Here is a 22,282-nt window from a genome sequence, read left to right as displayed (position 1 = left end):
CCCATGACCCCACAACAACAGCTCGAACTCGAAGCCGCCGCGTTCCGGCGCCTGGTCGACCATCTGCAAAAGCGCACCGACGTGCAGAACATCGACTTGATGAACCTCTCCGGCTTCTGCCGCAACTGCCTGTCCAAGTGGTACAAAGCCGCCGCTGATGAGCGCCAGCTGGAGCTGAGCCTGGACGACGCCCGCGAGGCGGTCTACGGCATGCCTTACGCCGAGTGGAAAGCCCAACACCAGAAAGAAGCCAGCGCCGAGCAGCAAGCGGCGTTCGAAAAAGGAAAACCCCGTGACTGATCTGACTACCCTGCGCGCCAGCCTGGCCAGTGGCGAACACGCGTTCGCCGACACCTTGGCGTTCATTGCCGGCAACTACAGCTACCAGCCCCAGGCGTTCGACAATGGCGGTGTGCACAATGCCGCCGGGCAAAACGAAGGTTCGTGCAAGACCTTGGGCCTGGCGTTGCTGGAAGGCTTGAGCGACCAGGAAGCGCTGCTGGCTTTCGGTGAGCACTACCGCAGCGTGCTGGCAACGCCTGAAGGCAGCGACCATGGCAACATCCGTGCGCTGATCAAGCACGGGCTGGCGGGGGTGAAATTTGCCGGGCAGCCACTGACGCAACTCGCCTGACAGACCGCCATCGCAGGCTGTCGCCAGCTCCCACAGGAATTGAGACAGGGCCAATATCGCAGCTGACGCGGTCCCCTGTGGGAGCTCCCACAGGAATTGAGACAGGTGCCAATATCGCAGCTGACGCGGTCCCCTGTGGGAGCTGGCGATAGCCTGCGATGAGGCCTGCTTAGCCTAACGAATCCATCAGCTGACAAGTGTGCCCGGCCCATCGGCGGGTATTTGCCCAAGCTGCAACCACGCCAACGCAATCGGCCACAGGCTTTCGCGAAACCGTTCGTGAAAGAACGCGAAATGGCCAATCTCCCCCACCGCGATATCCCCAGGCGCCACCCGCAGATGCCGGCGCTCACTGCCATGCAAGTACGCCAGCAAGCGCTCGGTGGCCGCCACCGTGCCGAATGGGTCATCAGTCAGGCTGACGGCCAAGGTCGCCGCGCTGACCTGTGAAAACGGCAAGCTGCTCAGCAAACGGCCGCTGGGGCGCTGTTCATAGCGCGCCGTGGGCGTGCTCCAATCGCGCACCACGCCGGCGGGGGTGTCTTCCAGCCAGCCCAGGCGCTTGCCAGGGAAATACCCGAACACGCGGGTAAGCAGCGGCATCAGCACGTGCCACTTGCCCACCAGCCGCCAGCGCTGCCCTGCGGCGTAGTCACGCCAATAGGCGAACTGCGCGCCCACCAGCACCGCCCGTTGCACCTGCGCAGCACTCGGCGCCAGGCCCAGCGCCCAGCCGCCGAAACTGTGGCCAACCACATGCACTGGTTGGCCGGGGTGCTCGGCGCCGGCCAGTTGCAGCATCGCTTCGAAGTCCAGCCGCCCCCAGTCGCTCCAGGACGCATGGAACCCGCGCAAGGATGCCGGGCGCGACTCGCCAATACCACGGTAATCGTAGGTCAGTACATCGAAGCCCTGGCTGAACAGGTAGTCGGCAAAGCGTGCGTAATAACGGCAACGCACCGAGGTGGCGGCGTTGATGATTACCAGCGGGCGCTGGGGGTCGGCAGGGGTATGGCGCCAGCGGTAACCGGCGAGGCGGTAGCCGTCGGCGGCGGTGTGGCAAAAAACGATGGGGCTGCTCATGGCGCGGCTCTTTGCGGTTGTGCGCCAACGCTAGCAAAAATTGCGGCCGGTACTCAAAACAAACGCGGTGGTCCGCTACCCCGAACCACCGCGCCAGGCATTGCGCCGCTTACAGCTCGATGCAGTCGAACTTCACATCGGTTGCCACGTCTTCGTCGTAGTTGACGTCAGCGCGCTCGAAGCCGAACAAGTTCAGGAACTGCTTCTTGTATCCGGCGTAGTCGGTCAGTTCGAACAGGTTCTCGGTGGTCACTTGTGGCCACATGGCCTTGCAGGCGTCCTGTACGTCATCGCGCAGTTCCCAGTCGTCCAGGCGCAGGCGAGCTTTTTCGTCGACCTCGGCCGGGGCGCCGTCGGTGCGGTACAGGCGGTCGCGGAACATGCGGTCGAGCTGGTCCTGGGTGCCTTCGTGGACGCCCTTCTCTTGCATGATCTTGAACACCATCGACAGGTACAGCGGCATCACCGGGATCGCCGAGCTTGCCTGGGTGACCACCGACTTGAGCACCGCCACGTTGGCGCCGCCTTTGACTTCACCGGCCAGTTTCTGGTCCAGGCGCAGGGCGGTTTCGTCCAGGTCTTGCTTGGCCTTGCCCAGGGCACCGTGCCAGTAGATCGGCCAGGTGATTTCGGTGCCGATGTAGCTGAAGGCCACTGTCCGCGCGCCTTCGGCCAATACGTCGGCACCGGCCAGGGCGTCGATCCACAGCTGCCAGTCCTGGCCACCCATTACGGTGACGGTGTCGGCGATTTCCTGCTCGCTGGCCGGCTCGATGCTGGCCTCGATGATGGTGTCCTTGTTGGTGTCGATGGCGGTCGACTTGTACGGCTGGCCAATCGGCTTGAGCGCCGAGCGGATGACTTCACCGCTTTGCGGCAGCTTGCGCACAGGCGAGGCCAGCGAATAGATGACCAGGTCGACCTTGCCGCCCATTTCGTTCTTGATCAGCTCGATGACCTTGGCGCGGGCTTCATCGGAGAAGGCATCGCCATTGACCGATTTGCTGTACAGGCCGTCAGCCTTGGCGAACTTGTCGAACGCAGCAGAGTTGTACCAGCCAGCAGTACCGGCTTTGGTTTCGCTGCCCGGTTTTTCGAAGAACACACCCAGGGTGTCGGCCTTGAAGCCGAATGCTGCGGTGATGCGCGCTGCCAGGCCGTAGCCGCTGGACGCACCGATCACCAGGACTTTCTTCGGACCATCCTCGCGCACGCCCAGCTTGCGGGTGGCTTCGATCTGGTCACGGACGTTGAGCTCGCAGCCCTTCGGGTGAGTCGTGGTGCAGATGAAACCGCGAACCTTGGGATGAATGATGGCCAATGTCTGTACCTCGTCAGGTTAAGGCTGAGCAAGCGCCACAGAGAGCGTTTGCGTTGATATGGAGGGTGAGACTACCCCCGGACGTAATCCGACACATATTACGGGGTCATCGGGGGGATGCAAAACGGCTACGGCCGGAATCGCTGCCCTCTCGTATCGGCGGCTGGTTACTTGCACCCTGCCCGGCCCACCCTAATGCCGACATGCTCCGTAAGGTTCTCATCAGCCTCATGTTTGCCTGGCATCAATGCGGCCAGCGCCCAGCCATTCATTTGCAAACCCGATCAATCACAAAGAAAAACAAACTTCCCAAATGAGCGCGGCGCAGAGATGCTGTGGCAATCGTGCCTGCATTTCGGAGAACAACAATGAACGAAGTCGTCATCGTCGCCGCTACCCGCACTGCCATCGGCAGTTTCCAGGGGGCGCTGGCCAGTGTGTCCGCCGTCGATCTGGGGGCAGCGGTCATCCGCCAATTGCTGCAACAGACGCAACTGGACCCGGCTCAAGTCGATGAAGTGATTCTTGGCCAGGTGCTGACCGCAGGCGCCGGGCAAAACCCCGCACGCCAGGCCGCGGTCAAGGCCGGCCTGCCGTTTGCCGTGCCGGCACTGACGCTGAACAAGGTCTGTGGCTCGGGGCTCAAGGCCCTGCACCTGGCCGCGCAGGCCATCCGTTGTGGCGACGCCGAGGTGGTCATTGCCGGTGGCCAGGAAAACATGAGCCTGGCGCCCTATGTGATGCCATCGGCGCGCACCGGCCAGCGCATGGGCCATGGCCAGTTGATCGACAGCATGATCAGCGACGGCCTGTGGGATGCTTTCAATGACTACCACATGGGTATCACGGCTGAAAACCTGGTGCAAAAGTACAGCCTGACCCGTGAGCAACAGGACGCCTTTGCCGCAGCTTCCCAGCAAAAAGCCGTGGCGGCCATCGAGGCCGGGCGCTTCAAGGCTGAAATCACCCCGGTTCATATCCCGCAGAAAAAGGGCGAGGCGCTGGTGTTCGACACTGACGAGCAACCGCGCGCCGGTACTACTGCCGAATCGCTCGGCAAGCTGCGAGCGGCGTTCAAGAAAGACGGCAGCGTCACCGCCGGCAATGCTTCCAGCCTGAACGACGGTGCTGCTGCCGTGCTGCTGATGAGTGCGAGCAAAGCCCAAGCACTGGGCCTGCCGGTGCTGGCCAAGGTTGCCGCCTATGCCAGCGCCGGGGTAGACCCTGCAATCATGGGTATCGGCCCGGTTTCGGCGACCCAGCGCTGCCTGGCCAAAGCCGGGTGGCAGTTGGGCGAACTAGACCTGATCGAGGCCAACGAAGCCTTCGCGGCGCAGGCATTGGCGGTTGGCAAGGAGCTGGAATGGGACGCGGCCAAGGTCAACGTCAACGGCGGCGCGATTGCATTGGGCCACCCGATTGGTGCCTCGGGGTGCCGGGTGCTGGTGAGCCTGCTGCATGAAATGATTCGCCGCGATGCGAAGAAAGGGCTGGCCACGCTGTGCATTGGTGGTGGGCAAGGCGTGGCGCTGGCGATAGAGCGGTGATGCCTGGGGCCTGCGCCCGCTGACGGGGTTAGTGCTTGTGGGAAATTCGAAGCCTGCAAGGGCCTCATCGCAGGCTGTCGCCAGCTGGCACAGAGGCCATGCGCAACCGCAACATTGCTGGTTGGACCCAATCCTATGGGAAATGATAGACAGTTGTGGCGAGCGGGCTTGTCCCGCGTTGGGCTGCGCAGCAGCCCTGAAAACAAGGGGCTGCTGAGCAGCCCAACGCGGGGCAAGCCCGCTCGCCACAAGTGAGCTCGCCACCAGGAAATATGTCTGGCGGGAATAGGCTTGTACAAAACCATAGAATCTCCCACAGGGTCTGGGCAAGGCCTCAATTGTGCGACTGTGCGCGATCTCTGTGGGAGATCACCCAGCCCTTCCGGGCTGCGCTGTCGCGCAGAGAACTGGGCACCGTGGGAGCGGGCTTGCCCCGCGATGCGATGTTGGCAGTGCTATCGCCATCGCGGGGCAAGCCCGCTCCCACGTTATCCATGTAAATCAGATAGTTCGCGTTTGTTCTATGGGAGCTGGCGACAGCCTGCGATGAGGCCCTTACAGGATTGCACAAGTCCATAGCACCCTCCCCACCGTCCAGTTATCCGCGAGGGCGAGCGCCCACAAAAAACAGGGTTAGCTTGGGAGTTGTAAGCGCCATTGCGTGGAGTGGCTGAGGCGTACCTGCGCCAACGGTTGCACGTCGATGCGCTGAAAGGCATCCAGCGGCGCTGCCAACGCGTGCAGCATGGCGGCGCGGATGACGAACGGGTGGGTAATCACCAACCACTCCCCCGCCGCTAGGTCACTGTCCAACCAATGCGCAACCCGGCTGCACAGTGCCGCCACCGACTCCCCGCCATGGGGCGCCGACTGCGGGTCCGCCAACCAGGCCTGAAGGCCCGCCAAGTCATCATGCTGCAACTGCTTCAGCGCCAGCCCCTGCCAGCGCCCTAAATCACAATCGCGCAGCCGCTCATCCACCGTCGCCTGCAAACCCAGGCCTTGCGCCGTCTGCAGCGCACGCAGCTCTGGCGCACTCAGGCACTGCGCGCCTGTGGATAACCCGGCCATGGGCGCTGGCAGCTCACGCAACGGGTCATCATCAAGCGCAAAACGCCCGACCCGTTGTGCCTCGGTCTGGCCGTGGCAAATCAGTGTGAGCTGCACAGGTTTCATGGCAGGCTAAGGCTCAGGCCAAGTGGCGCTTGAGTTCGGCGATATGCTCCGGGCCAATGCCGCAGCAACCGCCGATCATGTTGGCGCCACGCTCGCGCCAGCCCTTGGCCCAGACCAGGTAGCCCGGTGGGTCGAGGTCTTCGCGCAGTTCATCCAGGCCGTCGTTGGCCTTGGCCTCTTTGGGCTGCGGCGGGAAGGCGTTGGCATACACGCCGATGGCGATATCGGCGTTGTGCCTGGCAATCACCGCGCGCGCCACGTCCACGGCATCACCGATCACTTCCGGCTGGCTGCAGTTGAACAACACCGACGCCACGCCAAGACCAATCACCGCTTCAACGGCGTCGGCCACAGGCTCACCCGAGCGCAGGCGCGGGATGGCGTCGACGTCTTCATCCTTGAGGGTGAACGACACCCAGAACGGCTTGCCGTCCGCCGGCAGGTGCGCGTGGATGGCGCGCACCTCAGCGATGGCGCTCTGGGTTTCGGCCAGCCACAGGTCAACGCTCGGCGCCAGGCCTTGCAGCAACGGGGTCAGCACCTCGGCAACGCGCTCGGGCTGGAACAGGTCGGGGCGATAGGAGCCGAACAGTGGCGGCAACGAACCGGCTACGCGCACCGGGCGTGGCGCGGCATCGGCGGCACGGCGAGCCAATTCACCGGCAACTTTAGCCAGTTGCAGGCCTTCGCGGGCAAAACGCGCTTCGCCGATATGGAACGGCACCACCGCATAACTGTTGCTGGTAATAACGTCTGCGCCCGCTTCGATATAGGCGCTGTGCACGCCTTGTACTTTCTCGGGAGCCTCGCTCAGGGCCAGCGCCGACCACTCGGGCTGCCGGAACGGCGCGCCGCTGCGTTGCAGCTCGCGGCCCATACCACCATCAAGAATTACCATCGCTCGCTGGGTCATATAACTACTCTGCAGGTTTCTATAACTAAAATTTACTTGGTGCTATGCATTTATAACTATTTAATACATTAATCCTTTTCTAGCCAACATTTCAGGTATTTCCATGCGTTTGTCATCTTTGCTGGGCGCCGGTCTGGTTGTTCTCGCTGCTGCTTCACAAGCCTTCGCCGGCGCAACCCTCGACCGCGTCGAGTCGCGCAAGGAGATGGTCAACGTACTGATGGAAAGCTACCCGCCGTTCTCGTTCCTCAACGACAAGAACCAGCTCGACGGCTTTGACGTCGATGTGGCCAAGGCCGTGGCCGACAAACTGGGCGTCAAGCTGCGCCTCGAAACCCCGTCCTGGGACGTGATCGCCGCAGGCCGCTGGAGCGGGCGCTACGATATCTGCATCTGCTCGATGACCCCGAGCAAGGCCCGCGCCGAGGTGTTCGACTTCCCGGTGGAGTACTACGCCTCGCCTGCGGTGATCGTGGTCAACGCCAAGGATGACCGCATCCACTCGGCCAAAGACCTCAACGGCCTGAAGGTCGGCCTGACCGCTGCGTCCAGCTACGAAAGCTACCTGAACAAGAACCTGGTGATCGAAGGCGCCGAAGACAAGCAGTTGGACTACCCGTTCGAGCAGGTGCAAATCGCCCCGTACGACACCGACAACGTCGCCTTCCACGACCTGGCCCTGGGCGCCGGCGTGCGCCTGGATGCGATCCTCACCAACCTGGTGACCGCGCAACCGCGCCTTGACCAAGACAAACGCTTCAAGCTGGCCGGCGCGCCGCTGTACGAAGAGCCCAACTCGGTGGCCATCGAAAAAGGCGATGCCGAGTGGAATGCCAAGGTGCGCCAGGTGTTCGCCGAGCTTAAAGCCGACGGCACCCTGGCCAAGCTTTCGCAGAAATGGATCGGCGCCGATATCAGCAAATGAGCGCCTTCGAACCTGCCCCAACGACCAAGGGCCATGGCCTGTTCGGTTTCCGCACCCGGCTATACCTGACGTGGCTGGCCCTGTTCGTGCTGTTTGTCGGGTTTTTCCTGAGCTTTGACCTGAAGTTCGCGATCATCCTGGAAAAATTCCCGAACCTGGCCGGCTTCAAGCTGGGGCCGAATGGCTTTTTACAAGGCGCGGCGCTGACGCTGTTCCTGTGCTTGTGCTCGATCTTCGTGTCGGTGTTGTTCGGCTTTGCCGCAGCGCTGGCGCGGCTGTCCAGCAGCGCGGTGCTGGTGGGCATTGCCAGCTTCTACACCTCGTTCTTCCGTGGCACGCCGCTGCTGATCCAGATTCTGCTGATCTACCTGGGCCTGCCGCAATTGGGCCTGGTACCGGGCGCCATCAGCGCGGGCATCATTGCCCTGTCGCTCAACTACGGGGCGTACCTGAGCGAAATCTTCCGCGCCGGCATCATCGGCGTGGCCCGCGGCCAGCGTGATGCGGCGTTGGCGCTGGGCATGGGCACGCGGGACATCTTCTGCAGCGTAATCCTGCCGCAGGCCATGCGCGTGATCATCCCGCCGACGGCCAACCAGTTCATCTCGATGCTCAAGGACTCGTCGCTGATTTCGGTGATGGGCGTGTGGGAAGTGATGTTTCTGGCGCAGTCGTATGGCCGTTCGAGCTATCGCTACCTGGAGATGCTCACCACGGCAGCGGTGATCTACTGGGTGTTGTCGATCTTGCTGGAACTGGCGCAAGCGCGCCTTGAGCGGCACTTCGGCAAAGCCTACCAGCGCTAGGCGAACAAACCTCCAGATGTACATGGGGGCGTGGGAGCGGGCTTGCCCCGCGATGGCGTCAGATCGCGCCACTCGGCCTGCTGGCCTCATCGCGGGGCAAGCCCGCTCCCACGCTTTGTACGTCAGTGGGTTGGGGTATATCCTCAGCGTGCCTGACTGACCCCATGTCTCAACCAGCACAGTCGCGCGCGCAACCAGACATGCCCGCCACCGCCGACCTGGGTCACACTGCAACCCTGCCCAAACCCGGTAGCCACCCACCATGAGCGTGTTGAAAACGGCCCTGGACACTAAAGCCTTCGCCTGCATCCTGGAATTCGTCCCCAAGCCATCCGCCGAGCGCTTCGCTACGCTCGATACCCTCATGGCGCGCAAACAGCTGTGCGGCTGGCCGCTGACCGTGGCCATCGGCGACCGCGTGGGCAGCGCGCTGGACCTGTCGCCGCTGGACGCCTACAGCAGCCTCAGCCAACCCGCCCCTGCCCTGCTGCACTTCTCGGGTAAAGACCGCGAACGCCACGACCTGCTCGCCCAGCTCAAGCGCATGGACGCCGCAGGCCTGGACCAACTGTTGCTACTGACCGGCGACCGCCTGCCCGGCCACACTCCCGGCCAGCGCCCGGTGCGTTACCTGGAATCGGTGGCGGCCCTGCAGATCGCCCGCCAAGCGCGCCCGCACTGGCTGCTGGCGGCCGCGCTGAACCCGTTCAAGTACCAGGAAGCCGAGGGCGGCGCGCAGTACTTCAAGGCCGAAAAGAAACTCGCAGCCGGCGCCGACCTGCTGATCCTGCAGCTGGGCTTCGACCTGCAAAAGCACCACGAAGCACTGGCCTGGATGCAGCGCCAGCCCAGCCCGAAACCGCTGATGGCCTGCATCATGGCGCTGACCGAAGGCCGCGCCGCGATGCTCGAGCATGTTGCCGGGGTAACCGTCACCCCCTCGATGCGGGCGCTGCTGGCCGCTGAAAGCGCGGTATCAAAACAGTACGCCAAGGAGCGCGCCAACCAGCGCCTGGCGTTGCAGGTGATCGGCCTGCGGCTGATGGGCTATGCCGGCGTGCACTTGTCTGGCATCCATGACCTGGCCCAGTTTGAAGCGCTGGAACACGCCATCACTGAACTGCAGCCACGCTATACCAGCCTCGACAGCTGGGCCCCAGCCTGGGATGCCGCCTGGCAGCAGCCGGACCTGCCGGCCGTCACCTTCCACCCGCCCGGCCACAGCTGGCGCCTGGGGCAGCGGCAGGTCAGCCCATCATTCAAGGAAAAGGCCCGCTACCGCCTGCTGTCGGCCCTGCACCACCAGGTGTTCAACCGCACCACGGTGCTGAGCAAGGCCTTCGGCTGGGCGGTAACCCGGCCACTGTGGAGCAAGCCTGCGCCGGGGCAATGGCTGCATCAGCTGGAACGGCGTGTGAAAAGGCCGCTGGTGGGCTGCGATACCTGCGGCACCTGCCGCCTGGAAGACACCTTGTACATCTGCCCGGAAACCTGCCCCAAAGGCCTGGCCAACGGCCCCTGCGGCGGCACCCAGCTGGACCGTTGCGAGTTCGGCGACCGCGAATGCGTGCACAGCGCCAAGTACCGCCTGGCGGTGGGGGTTGGGCGCACGGATGTGCTGGTGGAGCGGTTGATCCCCTGCGTGCAGGTCGAGACCCGCCAGCGCAGTTCGTGGCCGGGGTGGTTTGGCCAAACTCGACTGGCCAAACCACGCACCGTACAACCGGCAAGCGCCAGCGAATGCAAAGACTGAACGGGCGTTGCGCCCGCGTCTAGATCCGCGGCGCCTGGACGCCATGGCGGACCAGGCCCACCAGGTAGTCGAAGGTAAACCCACCCGCCGTAGCCACCACCATGACCTTGGTGCGGCTGACCGGGTCCGGCAGGAACAGGCACGCCTTGTAAGCCGTCTGCGCGCTGTTGCGGGCCACGTACTGCAGGGTTTCCCAGCCGTTGGCCTGCTTGTCGTAGGCCAAGGTCACCACCTTCATGCTCGATTGCAGGGTCGTCAGCAGCATCTCGACCGCCGCCGCAAACAGCGTCGACGCGACATTATCGGCCTCCACCGCCGACAGCCCATTCTTGCGCCCCTGATACAGGTGCCAGCCCTTGAAGGCGACGCCCGTCACACCGATGAAGAACGTGGTGTGGCGGCACAGATCGACCTCGTTGATCGGCGCATCACCAGTGCGCCACGGCGTCTTGAGCAGCAACAAGCCGGTCTTGCCCGCCAACAGCAGGCACTGGAGCGGCTTGGTCGCCTTCTGCGCCTTGGCCCCGGTCGAGGCGCTGGCCATGCCCATCGACATCATCCCCATGCCGATGTAGGTACTGACCACATCCTTGAGGTAATCGAACGCTGACGGAGTGGCGCTGGGTTGAGCCGCCAGCGCGACACTAGGCTGCAGCGCCAGCGCAGCATTGAGCGGAGGGCGGCTGGCCAGCACCGGCTTGAGCGGGCTGCTGCCCATGAACAGCTTGTAGGTGATGGTGCCGAGCACCGCCGGCACGAACAGCACGATATCGATCAACCGCACGCCGGTGTCCAGGGGCTCGCCGGTGAGCAAGGCAAAGGTCTTCTCGATGAACGGGAAGCGAATGGTCGAGAACAGGATGCGCCGCATCAGGTCGACCAACGCCGCGACCTGGTCGATCAGGTGCACCACCAGATTGCGGGTCATGGCGGTGGCACGCTTGGCCAGGTTCAGCACCAGCGAATAAAGGATGCGCTTGATCTTGTCGAGGTCCAGGTCGGCCAGGGTAAAGCCGTCCGGGGCGAAGATGTGCTTGAAGCTTTCCTTGATGTCCGTGCCCAGCCCGGAAAGCTCGTCCAGTTGCTGATCGAACAGGTCGAACAAGCTGCCGAATTCCTGGCTCGGCGGCGGCATTTCCACTTTCACCACCAACTCGATGATGCTGCCCAGCAAATCGCCCATGCCCGCGCCCGGGCCGCTGCGCGAGGCGTCCTGGTCCTGGTTGGGCGCTTTGCGCTGTGCCTGGGTGACCTCACCCGTGCCAGGTTCGAGCAACACTTTGGATTTTTCCGGGCTGACGCCCAAGGCTACGCACTGCGCCTCGATGGCGGCGATGGCGTGATCGAATGCAGGCGTGACCGTGCTGCGCAGGCTGCTGATGCGCTTGACCAGCACGGTCAGCTCTTCATCGATGAAATCGGCCATGGTGGTGCGCACCGCGGTGATGTCGCCCCAGTCGAACAGGAACTTGACGAAGCTCCAGACCTTGTCCACGCCTGCGGTGACTTTTTGCCACAGCCAGCTGAAGAACCCGCCGATGCTTTCCAGGGTATCGAGCACGAAGCGTTTCACTTTGCCGGCCACTTCGCAGACGAACTCCACGGCCCCACGCACCTTGTGGATGACGAACGAAACCGCCGATTCGGCATGGCAGCACAGGCTTTCAAGGAAGTCGGAGAGCGACTGCCCGAACCCCGGAAGCACCGCCGCCGCCGTGCCAGGCAACGCGCCTACGGCCGCAGCAGTGCGCAATTGCCCGCGCGCGTCCGAGGCAACCGCCAGGCGGAAATCATCCGCCACATGGCGGCTGTCGAGCGCGCCACTGAAGCCCTTGGCAGCAGCGCGCAGGCGCACGCCACTGGCCTGATCGCCACCAACCAGCAATGCGGCCTGCTTGAGCGCCAGCAGCATGGTTTCCACCGTGCGGGCGCCCTCCTTGCCGCGCAGCGCCTGTGGCAACAGCGAACCCTGGCCACCGCCCAGTTCGGCCTGCTGCAGCTCTGTGGCGGTCATCTGGCTGAAGCGCTGGTACAACGGCGCCGCCGGGTTGATCTCAAGCACGGCGGCCAGGCCGTCGAGCGCCAGCTCGTAGGACGCCGGGGTAAACGACAAGGCGCGGTTGAAGATACGCAAGTTGCCGCTGAGGTCGGTCTTGACCTGAACCGGGTCATCAGGCCCGACGAACAGGCTGCGGCCGTTGACCACCAGGGTGGACAGCACCGAGGTGCGCAACTGCACGGTCGCATCACCACGCGGGATGCCGCCGTGGTCGAGCACACTGATGTTGGTCGAAAAGCAGGTAATGGAAGAGGACGCCTCCGGGTCGGCAACGCGGATCGCGGTTTCTTGCCAGAGCCCGTCGGTACTGCGCCAAAGGTGGCCCGCCAAGCCGTTCTCGTACACCACCAGCACGCCACTGGTGAGCTGGTCATCGCCAACCACTGGCGCCAGGTCGACCACCTGCTGGCGCACCGCCGTCGCTTCGGCCCACGGCTCGGCCAGGCTGGTCCGGTGGGCCATCAACAGCGTGCCGTCACCCCGCAGCGCCCAGGCGCTGGTGCCACCGTCGGCGGCTTCGCACACACTGAGCTTCAACACATCACTGGCCAGGCTGGCCGCGATGACCGGCTCGAAGACCCCGTCGTCCTGCTTGCGCAGTTGCTCGGCCGGCAGGCGCCACACGCCTTTGCCAGCCACGTACAGGTCGGTGCCCTGCTTGCGGGTCTGGCCCATGGCCAGAACTCGCCCGCCCGCCGGGCACTCGAACGGGTAGGCCTCGGTGCTGGGCATGCCATTTTCAAAACTGGGTATCGCCCGGGCGCCAAGCAACCGCTGGTTGTTGAAATGCCCGATACCCAGCACATGCAGCACCGGCTCGCGGGCCAGCAGGCCGACGTTGAAGTCGAGCACCTCTTTTTCATCGCGCACCAGGCTGAACACCAGGCTGTGCTTGCTCAGCGACGCCGGCTTGTCACTGCGCACCAGGTACACATCCTGTGCGGCCTCGGTGGCTGCGCTCATGAACACGGTCCACAGCCCATCGGCCCCGCGCAGCAGGCGCAGGGCATCGATCACCAGCCCGTCGCGTACGCCGTAGTCAGTCCACTGCAAGTGGCTCCAGTCCGCCTGCTGGGCGTCGAAATCGTAAGCCACCAGCAGGCGCGATGCGCCGGCGCCATCATCCAGCGCCACGGCCAGGGTGGTCAGCTCTTTACCGCCAACCGTGGCCCAGGCGGCAGCGAACGCCACCACCTGCTCACGCAGCGCAATGCGTGCCCAGCCGGCCGAGCTGTCGGCGTCGCGGCGCACCAGCGACAGCCGGTTGCCCTTGCCCAAGGTCAACACCATTGGCTGCACGGCCGGGCCGCGTCGGTCTGGCAGCGCCACCATGCGCTGCTGGAAACGGCCTTTGCGCGTGGGCTCCATGAGGTCGTCGCGGCCAAAAGTGCGGGCCGGTTCGATGTAGTCGATGATGTCGTTGCCGACGGTGAAACTGCTGTGCAGCGCCTGCTGGTTATCCAGCGCGTCGATGTGCACGATATTCGGTTTACGTTGCATGGGCGTTGCTCCTTGCTCGCGGCTCAAACGCCCCGGTAGATGACGTCGATGACCAGATCCAGATGCTCATTGAGCTGCGGGTTGCGGAAGCTGAAGCTCTCCTCGCCCGGCGGAATGAACGCGAAGTTGCCCATGGCCAGGTTGACGTCCCTGAACACCCCTTCGAGCATGCCGATGATTGCGTCACGCGAGGCGCTGAGCCAGTCGCCGGCTACCTGCACATCCCAATCGTTATTGATGCGCGTGAAAAACTGGGTGATGCCCCAGGTATCGCCCTCATCGTCGTTGTCGCCACGCAGCGGCGTGAAGTTCAGGCTGAACTGCGGCACCACCGAGCACTTGGCGCCCTCGCCTTCGATGACGAAGGTGAAGCTGCCGCCGATCTGGGTATTGCGCGTGGCCTTGGCACGCGAATGCATGTCCCACGAGGTGGTGCGGTCACGGTCGAGGTGGCCGTACAACTGCCCTTCGAGCTTGAGTTGCTGGCTGCCGGCCAGCTTGAGTTCAAGCTTGAGCTCTTTGTCCAGGCCCAGCTTGAGGTCGTTATCCGTCCACTGGTAATGCTTGCGGCCCTGCAGGAACAGCGAGTCGCCCTCACGCACGAAGCTCACCGCCTGCAGGAAATCCAGCTCTGGGTGCTTGAGCTTGCCCTCGAGGCTGTGCAGCCGGTTCTCCTCCGCCATGCGCGACGCTTCGCGTTGCAGCGCTTGGTTCAGGCTTTGCAGCAGGTGGTTGATGAACAGGTCCTTGCGCAGCACCATCACCCCGGCGAACAACCCCGTGCTGCCATCCGCCTTGGCATGGTGCGGCCAGGTGCCCTGTTTGCGGCACAGGGCATCCTGGGCCTCGTCATCGCCGGGCAAGGTATTGCCGCCCACGGCGACGCCGAGGTAGTCGATGGTGTGGGTAAGGTCGCGGTCGATACCGCTGACATATTGCCGGTTCAGGCGAAAGGCATAGTCGGCCATCGACAGGCTCGGCGCGCGCTTGGCCGCACGCGGCACCACCGAGGCTGACAGTAGCAGCCCGTTGGGGCCATCCACGCCACTGGCAGCGACCCAGGTGGCGATGCACTCGACCAGCTTGGCATGCGCCTCGATCGACAGGCCGGGCTGATTGCCGGCCTGCACCTGCGGAATCATCAGCGCTTCGCGCCCAGTCAGGGTGAGGAACAGGCACTCGATGGAAAACTGCCCCTCGCCAAGCCGATAGGCATCGACATGCTCGCGCACATCGTCGGCGCACTCGGCGTCATGGTTGTACAACTGCGTCCAGGTGACCGAACGTTTGCGCAGCAGCGAGCGGATCGACAACGCGTAGTTGTGGATGGGCAACTCGACGGTTTCACCGTCGCTGACGTAGGTCAGGGTGCCGTCGAGCAGCGTCAGCGTGGTGCACACCTCTTTACTGGCGGTGCGCTCGGCGCTCAGCGACAGCGCGGGGCTGGCAAGGCGGGCGGTGAGGCGGGTGGTGGAGGGTTGGTTGCGAACGTTCAGCGGTGTGACGTCGAGGGTGAACGGGGTGCCGGTGTCGGCGTCGGTCCAGATGTCCCAGGCGCGTTTGAGCTGTCGTCCGACAGCGCGTTCGTTCAGCGACAGTGCGATGTCGAAATCTTTTAAAGCGCAGGTAGGGGTGTCCATAGAGCAAGCTGCCTCGATCCTGAGTGGGCACTGCAAAGAACCCGGGCAAACTGCCTGCTGCGCCCACGGTCCGTGCGTTCGCTTAAATGATGGCGCATAGCCATCAATCTGGAGCGTAACTCAAGTCCAAAGGGTTTTGTATGACGATCGGACGGGCTGCTGGTTGCGGATTGCGGACAGCGCTGGAGCTGCGCGATGGGGTCAGATCATGATGCTCAACTCGGCCTGCTGGCCTCATCGCAGGCTGGCGCCAGCTCCCACAGAGATCGGAGCCAGACTCGGACATCGCGGCTGACGCGATCTTTGTGGGAGCTGGCGATAGCCTGCGATGGGGCCGGTGCAGGATTGTGCAAAACCATGGAATCTCCCCACAGAATTCATTCTCCGCCAGGCTGCGCTATCCGAACTTGCCCAGCAGTTACCCATTCCTGACTTGTTGTAAGCCTATTCCTAAACCCCTGTCGCTCGCATTTCCATCCCCCTGAGAGCTGTTAGCTTCCCGTGCTTTGCACAGGAAGGCCTGCACATGAGCCGCGTCAATATCGAGGGGAAGGGCCAGGCGCTGGACGGTGATATCACCACCACCGGTGCGCGATGCATTGCCAGCAACCCCGGCTACAGCAGTGACGGCCATCAGGTCCTGCGCAACGGCGATGCCACCAGCGAGTGCCCAGGCTGCGGGCAAGTGGGTACGGTGGTGGAGGGCATCCCTTGGTTTACCTCCGGCGGTCGTGAGGTCTGCGTCGACGGCGCGCTGGTCGCCTGCGGCTGCCCTCCAGGCAGCAACCGAGTCATCGCGCCGCTGGGCGGTGCTTCACTCCCTGCGCAAGCCGTGACGGCGTCCGGCACAGCGTCAGGTGCACTACTGCCGGGTTTCTATATCGTCCCGCGCAGCATGTCCGGCCCGCAGGTGCTGGCTGAGGTCCTCGGGCATGACGCACTGCTGCCCATCAGCCGCGTGCAGCGGCTCAACCCCACTTTCGATCAGGGTTTCAAGGCTGGCGAACTATTCGTGCTCGGTGACCGTGACAACGCCGATGCCTGCACCCAGGAAGAAACGCACCTGATGGCAGCCGCCGCCCGCGGGCGCGAGGCGTTGGCGATTCTTGATGAGCAGGAAGCTAACTTCATGATGGAGCACATTGGCGAGATTGCGGGGGCTTTGGGTGGCGCGAGCCTGTCGATGGGGGTCGGCAAAGACATGCTGGCAGACAGTTTAGGGAAAGTGGAAGACACGCTCAGGGGTATCGAAAGCTTGCACAAAAGCGAGTTCGCTGCGCACGGAAAATTGAATAGCCCGCAGTTCTATAACTCGCGTCGAATGTTGTACCAGCAGCTAGAAGCACAGTTGCGCAGTGCGTTTCTGGATAAGTACTTGAACCTTGGAAACCATGAAAGCTTGCGTAAAGGGTTGAGGATTTCGACGAAAAGCTTGGTTCATCACTGGTCGAAGTCTGGCGCTCCAGGGGTGATACCGGGTTATGCAACACATCTTGATGAGGTGGCTAAAGCAGCCAAGGGTTTAAAGTACGGTGGATATCTCGCCATAGGGCTAGGAGGCACCGCATCATATCTGAATATCCAAGACGTCTGCCGGGCAGGTGAGACGCAGGATTGCAAGCAAGTGAAGCTTACCGAAACAGGGAGCTTTCTGGGGAGTGTGGGGGGAGCAGCAATTGGTGCCCGGATCGGCCTGGTGGCCAGTGGCGTGATCTGTGCGGCTTTTACTGTTGGCTCCGGAGGGCTTGCTGCGCCCGGATGCGCGTTGGTGCTGGTGGGCGGAGGATCGTACGCCGGTGCTGTTTTGGGAAGCGAAGGGGGAGGAGTAACAGGGCAGGCACTGTATGAACGTACTTACTGACCCCGCTAGCTGGCCACTAGACATTCAACTGATTGCGCTGCTGATGCCGTTCGCTCTGGGCGCTATGGGAATCGCCTTAAGTGCCCGAATCGCGCTGAGTCGTGATTTCGGGGTTCTCTTGGGCGCGGTTAGAAGCTGTGGATGGGTTGCGTACCAGCGCAGAAGGCTCGGCACACTTACTTTCAGGGCCAGAATGTATCTGGTCTGTATGGTTGCAGGGGTTGTTGTTGGCCGCAGGCTTCATATTGGTAGGGGCCTGCTGGATGAGGCAGAAGTTGAGTCGATACCCCGCCCATTGAAAATAAAGCTATTGCTCTGCGCATATTTGGATGTTGCGGCATTGGTATGGCTTATAGCAATCGTAGGCCTCTATCGGTTCAGCGCCTCGCCAGCGTAGGTATCCAGGCAACTTCTCGTCCCAGACGAGTGGCAGCTGTACGCAGGTTGGCGAACCGAGGAAAAGGACCCCGGCAAACTAGTCATCGCACGGCTCCCCTGTTTTACGGGCGACCAGGGATTGGCTGTCGATCAGGTAGAAGCGATGGGGTTGATGGGCCGCAGGGGTCGGGCGGCGGAGAGCGGATGCGAGGATCCTGTATAGACGTTCGATGGTCATGCATGAGTTCCTTTCGTTGTGGAACTGCCACCGCTCGCGGCCAAGCAAGTTTGGGTGGCAGCAGTACGCGGGTTGGCCGACCGGGACGAAAGGGGCCCGGCACACCCGAAGGTGTCCCGCGCACCACCGCCATAAAGCGACCTCGCGAGCACAAAAAAAGCGCCTGCGATGAAGATTTGGCGCTGACGCGCCTTTCGATTCCGACCGGCCAAGGTCGCGTCACCGATGCGTCGGCGACTGATGGAATTTATAGCCCTGGGAGAGTAGGCGCAACCGCTGCGGGAAATTTAGGAAATTTCCCGCAGCCCGCCCACCCTATGTAGGAGCGGGCTTGCCCCGCGATGGATGGCACCGGCCACGCCGGTATCGCGGGGCAAGCCCGCTCCCACGCTGCCCAGTTCTCTGAGCGACAGAGCAGCCCGGCAGGGCTGGCTGATATCCCACAGGTTCTGAGCCAGGCAGCGCCACCACGGCCTGGCGCAGTCTTTGTGGGAGCTGGCGCCAGCCTGCGATGAGGCCGGAGCAGGAATGAGTGGTGGCTGTACGCAGGTTGGCGAACCGGGAACTTGGAACCCGGCAGACCCGAAGGCCTCCCACGCGCAGCCACCTGCTCAGCGCACAAACGGCTGATGGCGCAGATAGCTCAGCCTGAATGTGCCACAGATCAAATCTTCGGTTTCACAGCCTTGGCTTGTTCATCGGCCAGTTTCTTTTGACGCGCCGCTTCCTCGCCCGCCTCTTTTGCAGCCAACTCATCAAACGTCGTTTTTACATCGGTGATGGTGATGGTGTAATACGGAACCATCTGGTCGCTGTCCGTGGCGGCGTGAACCGACACGATCTTGCCGCACTTGGGGTTGAACGAGCGCGGTGCCGGAACCGAGAAGCCCGGGATAGACGAACTGGTACCGTTATCTCCGCACGGCGCCACACCGCCGCCGGTCCATTGCTTACCGTTGCGGTCGTATTGCCAGGTAAAGCCAAGCGTTCCGATGATGGTTTTAGCGGAAGGCTGGCCAAACTTCTCGGTCAGCGCCGCTTTGAGCGTATCAAGCTTCATGCGGCCGCCTTGGTCGAAGCGCTGCACCCGGGCGACGAAACACACTTTGCCTGCATCGTTCTGCAAGACTGCAAACTCGTCTGACGGCCCGGCCGAATAATGCCTGCCATTGCCTGGCAGGTTGTCGGCGGTTTTCGCCGTCACACCCGCTTCTTTGCCATTGGTCAGCATCAGCGGGGTGATTTCATAGTCCGCGTTGGCCTTGGCGATGGCTTCTTTGGCTTCAGCCAACGAAGTGCCGATGGCAACGCCGGCAACATCATCTGCGGCCAGCGCACCGGTACTGGTCACTACCGCGAGCACTGCGGTGGCCAGAATGCTCGGGCGCTTACGGTGAACAATTCTGCAAGCGGATTTGCTGATGCGTGCTTGCTCTTCTTTACGTTCGTTTGCAACAAAAGCAACGTGCATGAGACCTCTTCCTGAAGTCGTTTGAAGGGGGGCGCAAATTATCACGCCCTTACGGCGCCCCAAAAGGCTTAGAGCGTTTCAATTTTCAGCAACTGCGCAATCCGCGGCCAGCCGGACTCATCGGCCAAGGTCAACGCACTCTGCCCATACCCATTGAGCGCCAGCCGATCCGCACCATGGCGCAGCAACGCATGCACCACCGGGTAATTACCTGCCAACACCTCGCGGTGCAGCAGCAACCAGCCACTTTCATCCGCGCCGCTGACCATCTCGGGGTACTGCTGCAAAGCCTCATCGACCTGCTCGCTCATATTCACCGCCATCGGGTGATCCTCACCTTCCAACTGCGCCAGCAACTGCCGGTCGGCGTCGGTATTCAGCGCGCGCGTGAGCAACCGAGGTGCCTGGCCATCGTCAACCGGGACCACCTCGACCGTGCCCGGCTCACCAAACTCCAGCCCCCACGCTTCATCATGGGCCGCCAGTTCATCGGCGGGCATGTCACTGCGCATGGCATCGACCGTAAAGCCGCCAAACACATGCCCACCGCGCACATACATCCAGTCATTGAGGGCGGCGAACGGCAGCGAGACACTGTCGGACGCCTGGTACTGCGTCGCCCAGCGCGGCTCGTTCAACAGCCGGCCAGTAATGAGGCGGCCATCGAACTCGACGTCCGCCAACCACATGTTTTCGACGGCTGGGATATTCGGGTCATCCGGGTCGAGCAAGAACGACATCTTCACCGCCGCCATGTCGAGCCCCTTGATGATGCGCCGCGCCTCCCAGGAAAGCTCTCGCCAGAAGAACTTGAACGTGGCCTTGGCGCCGGCCACAGCATCCTTGAGGGCCTGGCTCTCGCCTTCGACGCTGTAGATGATTTGCTCCGTCATAACGGTCTCGATGGTTGGGTGAGGTTGAAGCAAGGTTGGATTGCAGGCGGGCGGTTCAGGTTCCGGGGGATGCGGGCGGAAATTGGTGAGGGGTAGACCATACGGCGTCGCCTTCGACGGCCCGGCTCCCTAAATCAGGCTCGGCTAAATCAGCCCTGGACAAGCTTTGAGGGTGCTATCGGACCTTGTCGAAAACCGCAGAAAACGGGGGACAAAAAGCTTTGAATCACCTTGAAAACACGATATATAGCAATACGCCACCACCCTAAGGAGATCCCCGTTGGCCACTGCAAAGCAAAAACAAGAACAGTCAAGAATAATGGGGCTTTTTATCGGCTTTCTGGCTTTGCTGCCACTATTGATTGTCTCGGTTGTGCACTACTCAAGGCTCAAATCCAAATACCCGGAAAACGAACACAGCCAACGAATATTCGATATCGGCAACTTGCTGCAGCCATGCGCAACCTCAGTCGGCGCACTGTTCATCTTCTATTGGTTGTACGCCATGCTTGCCAGCAGCAAGTCGATTGCTGCGACCGTCATAGGCGGCCTGATTGTGGTGTTGGCCATTTTTACCTTTTTCAAAATTGCGCAATCTGTCGCATCGACCTATTTCGGCGTCTTGGTTGACCCAGAAAATGACCGTGTGCTGCTGCCTAAAGACATGGCCAACTACTCGATTTCGGACTATTTCAACCTTAAGTTCATTACCGAGCTAGGTACGCTCGAGGAAGTCCCGCTTAGTGAGGTTCGACGGATCACCCGCCAAGCAGGCAAGAAACTGTTCATACACGGTAAATTCGGCTCGCGAGGCATGGAGTTTTCCAAGAAACAAAAGCGTGACGAGTGCATTTCTGCCATTGAAGATGCCGCCAAATCAAGAACCACGATTGAATTTGAAACTGCCTGAAGCGGCGCACGCGAGGAAGGATCGGGACAGGCGCCCAGTCAAAGGCAACGGGCGCCTACCCACTCGTCACTCCGGCTGCAGATGCCCCATGAACATCAGCGACTCGATCGCTTCGGCATAGGGCGCAAAGCGCGGATCACCTTGTTCGAAGGCCTCGGCCACCCGCTGCGCGCTGGCGAGGTCGGCCCACCAGGCCAAGTCGGCGAACGCCCGCCCCTGCTCCAGCGGCGAAAAACCAGCGAACTCAATCAACCCCTCGAACCCTTTCAGCGCCTCGCGCAGGCCGCTGCGCAACGCAGGCATTCTGGCCTCGTAGCCCGGTTTGACGGTAAACAGCGCCAGCTCCAGAACAGCGTTCTTGTGCGTCATATAACACTCCAGCTTTGTAGGAAGCCGGCAGTATCCGCGTGGGCTACTGACAACGTACTGTCAGTGCCCGCGCGCCGCCCACTGCGCCGCCTGGAACTGCATGTACGCCTGCAAGTTGAACTGCCCCTCCAGCTCAAGCCCCTCGGGTTGTGCCTGCAAGCTGTGCATGCGCTCGACGCGAAAGTCCCGATACGCCCGCCGCTGGGTACACCAACTGCCCACGGTCCACTTGCCGCCCCAGTAGAACAGCCCCAGCGGGAACACCGTGCGCTGCGACGCCTCACCCGCCAGGCTGAGGTAGGCAAACTGCACCGCCCGCCCCTGCTGGATAAGCCGGCGTAGCGTGTCGAGGTTGCGTTGCTCCTCGTCGGCAGGCCGAACTCGCAGCGCGCGGACGTTGGCCAACGACGGCTCGCGTGCAGAGGCCGGCAACGCCGCGAGGATTTTGACCAGCAGCGACCTGGCCGCTGCGCCCAGCTCGGCGCCGGCGCAGGTACCGAGCATTTCGACGCCCAGCACCAGGGCATCGCGCTCGTCTGCGTTCAGGGTCAGCGGCGGGAGTTCGAAGCCTTCGTCCAGGGCGTAGCCGATGCCGGTCGTGCCGTAGAGCGGGATGCCGCTCAGGGAGAGGTCGTCGATGTAGCGGTAGATGGTGCGCACGGATACCCCGATGCGCTCGGCCAGGGCTTCAGCGGTGATCGGCTGGTGGATACGCACCAGGTTGACGAGTTGGAAGAGGCGGTCGGATTTGCGCATTGACGGGCATGGGTCTTTTTAGGGGGGCGCACTGATCAAGCGGGAAATC

Annotated in this window: 19 protein-coding genes; 8 read left to right on the top strand and 11 right to left on the bottom strand. The window is 62.5% G+C overall.

Going from position 1 to position 22,282, the window contains the following annotated elements; genetic code table 11:
• The first annotated feature begins 3 nt into the window (after window positions 1-3).
• Window positions 4-300 (top strand): DUF1244 domain-containing protein, encoded by a 297-nt coding sequence (locus tag HU719_RS16200; protein WP_186520041.1) that lies wholly within the window; start codon window positions 4-6, stop codon window positions 298-300.
• Window positions 293-634, top strand: coding sequence for a HopJ type III effector protein (locus tag HU719_RS16195; RefSeq protein WP_186536844.1), 342 nt, complete (start codon window positions 293-295; stop codon window positions 632-634). Before HU719_RS16200 ends, HU719_RS16195 begins: the two co-directional genes overlap by 8 nt.
• Before the next feature lie 186 nt (window positions 635-820).
• Here the strand turns inward: HU719_RS16195 and HU719_RS16190 are convergent, their stop codons facing one another.
• Both HU719_RS16190 and fabV read right to left on the bottom strand, forming a co-directional pair.
• On the bottom strand, window positions 821-1,717 hold the full coding sequence (locus HU719_RS16190; protein WP_186536845.1) for an alpha/beta hydrolase family protein: 897 nt from the start codon (window positions 1,715-1,717) through the stop codon (window positions 821-823).
• Window positions 1,718-1,826: 109 nt separating this feature from the next.
• The gene (fabV, locus tag HU719_RS16185; RefSeq protein WP_186520038.1) at window positions 1,827-3,038 is read right to left on the bottom strand and encodes an enoyl-ACP reductase FabV; all 1,212 of its coding nucleotides are present in this window, start codon (window positions 3,036-3,038) and stop codon (window positions 1,827-1,829) included.
• A 368-nt stretch (window positions 3,039-3,406) separates the two neighbouring features.
• Here fabV and HU719_RS16180 point away from each other — a divergent pair, with 368 nt between their 5' ends.
• A complete protein-coding gene (locus HU719_RS16180; RefSeq protein ID WP_186520037.1) occupies window positions 3,407-4,585 on the top strand; it encodes an acetyl-CoA C-acetyltransferase in 1,179 nt (392 codons plus the stop codon).
• Window positions 4,586-5,218: 633 nt separating this feature from the next.
• Here HU719_RS16180 and HU719_RS16175 read toward each other — a convergent pair.
• Complete coding sequence (locus HU719_RS16175) at window positions 5,219-5,761, bottom strand: histidine phosphatase family protein (protein WP_186535549.1); 543 nt, start codon at window positions 5,759-5,761, stop codon at window positions 5,219-5,221.
• A gap of 13 nt (window positions 5,762-5,774) precedes the next feature.
• The gene (locus tag HU719_RS16170; protein WP_186535550.1) at window positions 5,775-6,659 is read right to left on the bottom strand and encodes a homocysteine S-methyltransferase family protein; all 885 of its coding nucleotides are present in this window, start codon (window positions 6,657-6,659) and stop codon (window positions 5,775-5,777) included.
• A 118-nt stretch (window positions 6,660-6,777) separates the two neighbouring features.
• Here HU719_RS16170 and HU719_RS16165 point away from each other — a divergent pair, with 118 nt between their 5' ends.
• The 3 genes from HU719_RS16165 (at window position 6,778) to HU719_RS16155 (ending at window position 10,158) form a co-directional block, all read left to right on the top strand.
• Window positions 6,778-7,599, top strand: a complete 822-nt coding sequence (locus tag HU719_RS16165) for an ABC transporter substrate-binding protein (protein WP_186535548.1) — start codon at window positions 6,778-6,780, stop codon at window positions 7,597-7,599.
• Window positions 7,596-8,405, top strand: coding sequence for an amino acid ABC transporter permease (locus HU719_RS16160; protein WP_186520637.1), 810 nt, complete (start codon window positions 7,596-7,598; stop codon window positions 8,403-8,405). Before HU719_RS16165 ends, HU719_RS16160 begins: the two co-directional genes overlap by 4 nt.
• 262 nt (window positions 8,406-8,667) lie before the next feature.
• A complete protein-coding gene (locus tag HU719_RS16155; protein WP_186535547.1) occupies window positions 8,668-10,158 on the top strand; it encodes a methylenetetrahydrofolate reductase C-terminal domain-containing protein in 1,491 nt (496 codons plus the stop codon).
• A gap of 19 nt (window positions 10,159-10,177) precedes the next feature.
• On the opposite strand, the gene HU719_RS16150 is transcribed toward HU719_RS16155, so the two are convergent.
• On the bottom strand, window positions 10,178-13,717 hold the full coding sequence (locus HU719_RS16150) for a hypothetical protein (protein WP_186535545.1): 3,540 nt from the start codon (window positions 13,715-13,717) through the stop codon (window positions 10,178-10,180).
• 23 nt (window positions 13,718-13,740) lie between these two features.
• On the bottom strand, window positions 13,741-15,357 hold the full coding sequence (locus HU719_RS16145) for a hypothetical protein (protein WP_186535543.1): 1,617 nt from the start codon (window positions 15,355-15,357) through the stop codon (window positions 13,741-13,743).
• 526 nt (window positions 15,358-15,883) lie between these two features.
• Here HU719_RS16145 and HU719_RS16140 point away from each other — a divergent pair.
• Window positions 15,884-17,218, top strand: coding sequence for a PAAR domain-containing protein (locus tag HU719_RS16140; protein WP_186535541.1), 1,335 nt, complete (start codon window positions 15,884-15,886; stop codon window positions 17,216-17,218).
• A gap of 475 nt (window positions 17,219-17,693) precedes the next feature.
• On the opposite strand, the gene HU719_RS16135 is transcribed toward HU719_RS16140, so the two are convergent.
• The 3 genes from HU719_RS16135 to HU719_RS16125 all read right to left on the bottom strand — a co-directional run bounded on the left by HU719_RS16135 (window position 17,694) and on the right by HU719_RS16125 (window position 20,198).
• Window positions 17,694-17,834 (bottom strand): hypothetical protein, encoded by a 141-nt coding sequence (locus HU719_RS16135; RefSeq protein ID WP_186535539.1) that lies wholly within the window; start codon window positions 17,832-17,834, stop codon window positions 17,694-17,696.
• Window positions 17,835-18,498: 664 nt separating this feature from the next.
• Complete coding sequence (locus tag HU719_RS16130; protein WP_186535537.1) at window positions 18,499-19,305, bottom strand: hypothetical protein; 807 nt, start codon at window positions 19,303-19,305, stop codon at window positions 18,499-18,501.
• A gap of 68 nt (window positions 19,306-19,373) precedes the next feature.
• Window positions 19,374-20,198 carry a YegJ family protein gene (locus HU719_RS16125; protein ID WP_186535535.1) on the bottom strand — a complete coding sequence of 275 codons (825 nt, stop codon included), beginning with the start codon at window positions 20,196-20,198 and terminating at the stop codon, window positions 19,374-19,376.
• Window positions 20,199-20,478: 280 nt separating this feature from the next.
• Between HU719_RS16125 and HU719_RS16120 the strand changes: the two genes are divergently transcribed.
• On the top strand, window positions 20,479-21,108 hold the full coding sequence (locus tag HU719_RS16120) for a hypothetical protein (RefSeq protein WP_186535533.1): 630 nt from the start codon (window positions 20,479-20,481) through the stop codon (window positions 21,106-21,108).
• A 66-nt stretch (window positions 21,109-21,174) separates the two neighbouring features.
• Here the strand turns inward: HU719_RS16120 and HU719_RS16115 are convergent, their stop codons facing one another.
• Together HU719_RS16115 and HU719_RS16110 are read right to left on the bottom strand one after the other, a co-directional pair.
• The gene (locus HU719_RS16115; protein WP_186535532.1) at window positions 21,175-21,477 is read right to left on the bottom strand and encodes an antibiotic biosynthesis monooxygenase family protein; all 303 of its coding nucleotides are present in this window, start codon (window positions 21,475-21,477) and stop codon (window positions 21,175-21,177) included.
• A gap of 60 nt (window positions 21,478-21,537) precedes the next feature.
• Window positions 21,538-22,233, bottom strand: a complete 696-nt coding sequence (locus tag HU719_RS16110) for a helix-turn-helix transcriptional regulator (RefSeq protein ID WP_186535531.1) — start codon at window positions 22,231-22,233, stop codon at window positions 21,538-21,540.
• Between the last annotated feature and the right edge of the window lie 49 nt (window positions 22,234-22,282).

This window comes from Pseudomonas farsensis, from assembly GCF_014268805.2.
In the GTDB taxonomy this organism is placed as follows: domain Bacteria; phylum Pseudomonadota; class Gammaproteobacteria; order Pseudomonadales; family Pseudomonadaceae; genus Aquipseudomonas; species Aquipseudomonas farsensis.
This window is presented reverse-complemented; position numbering and strand designations above follow the sequence as displayed.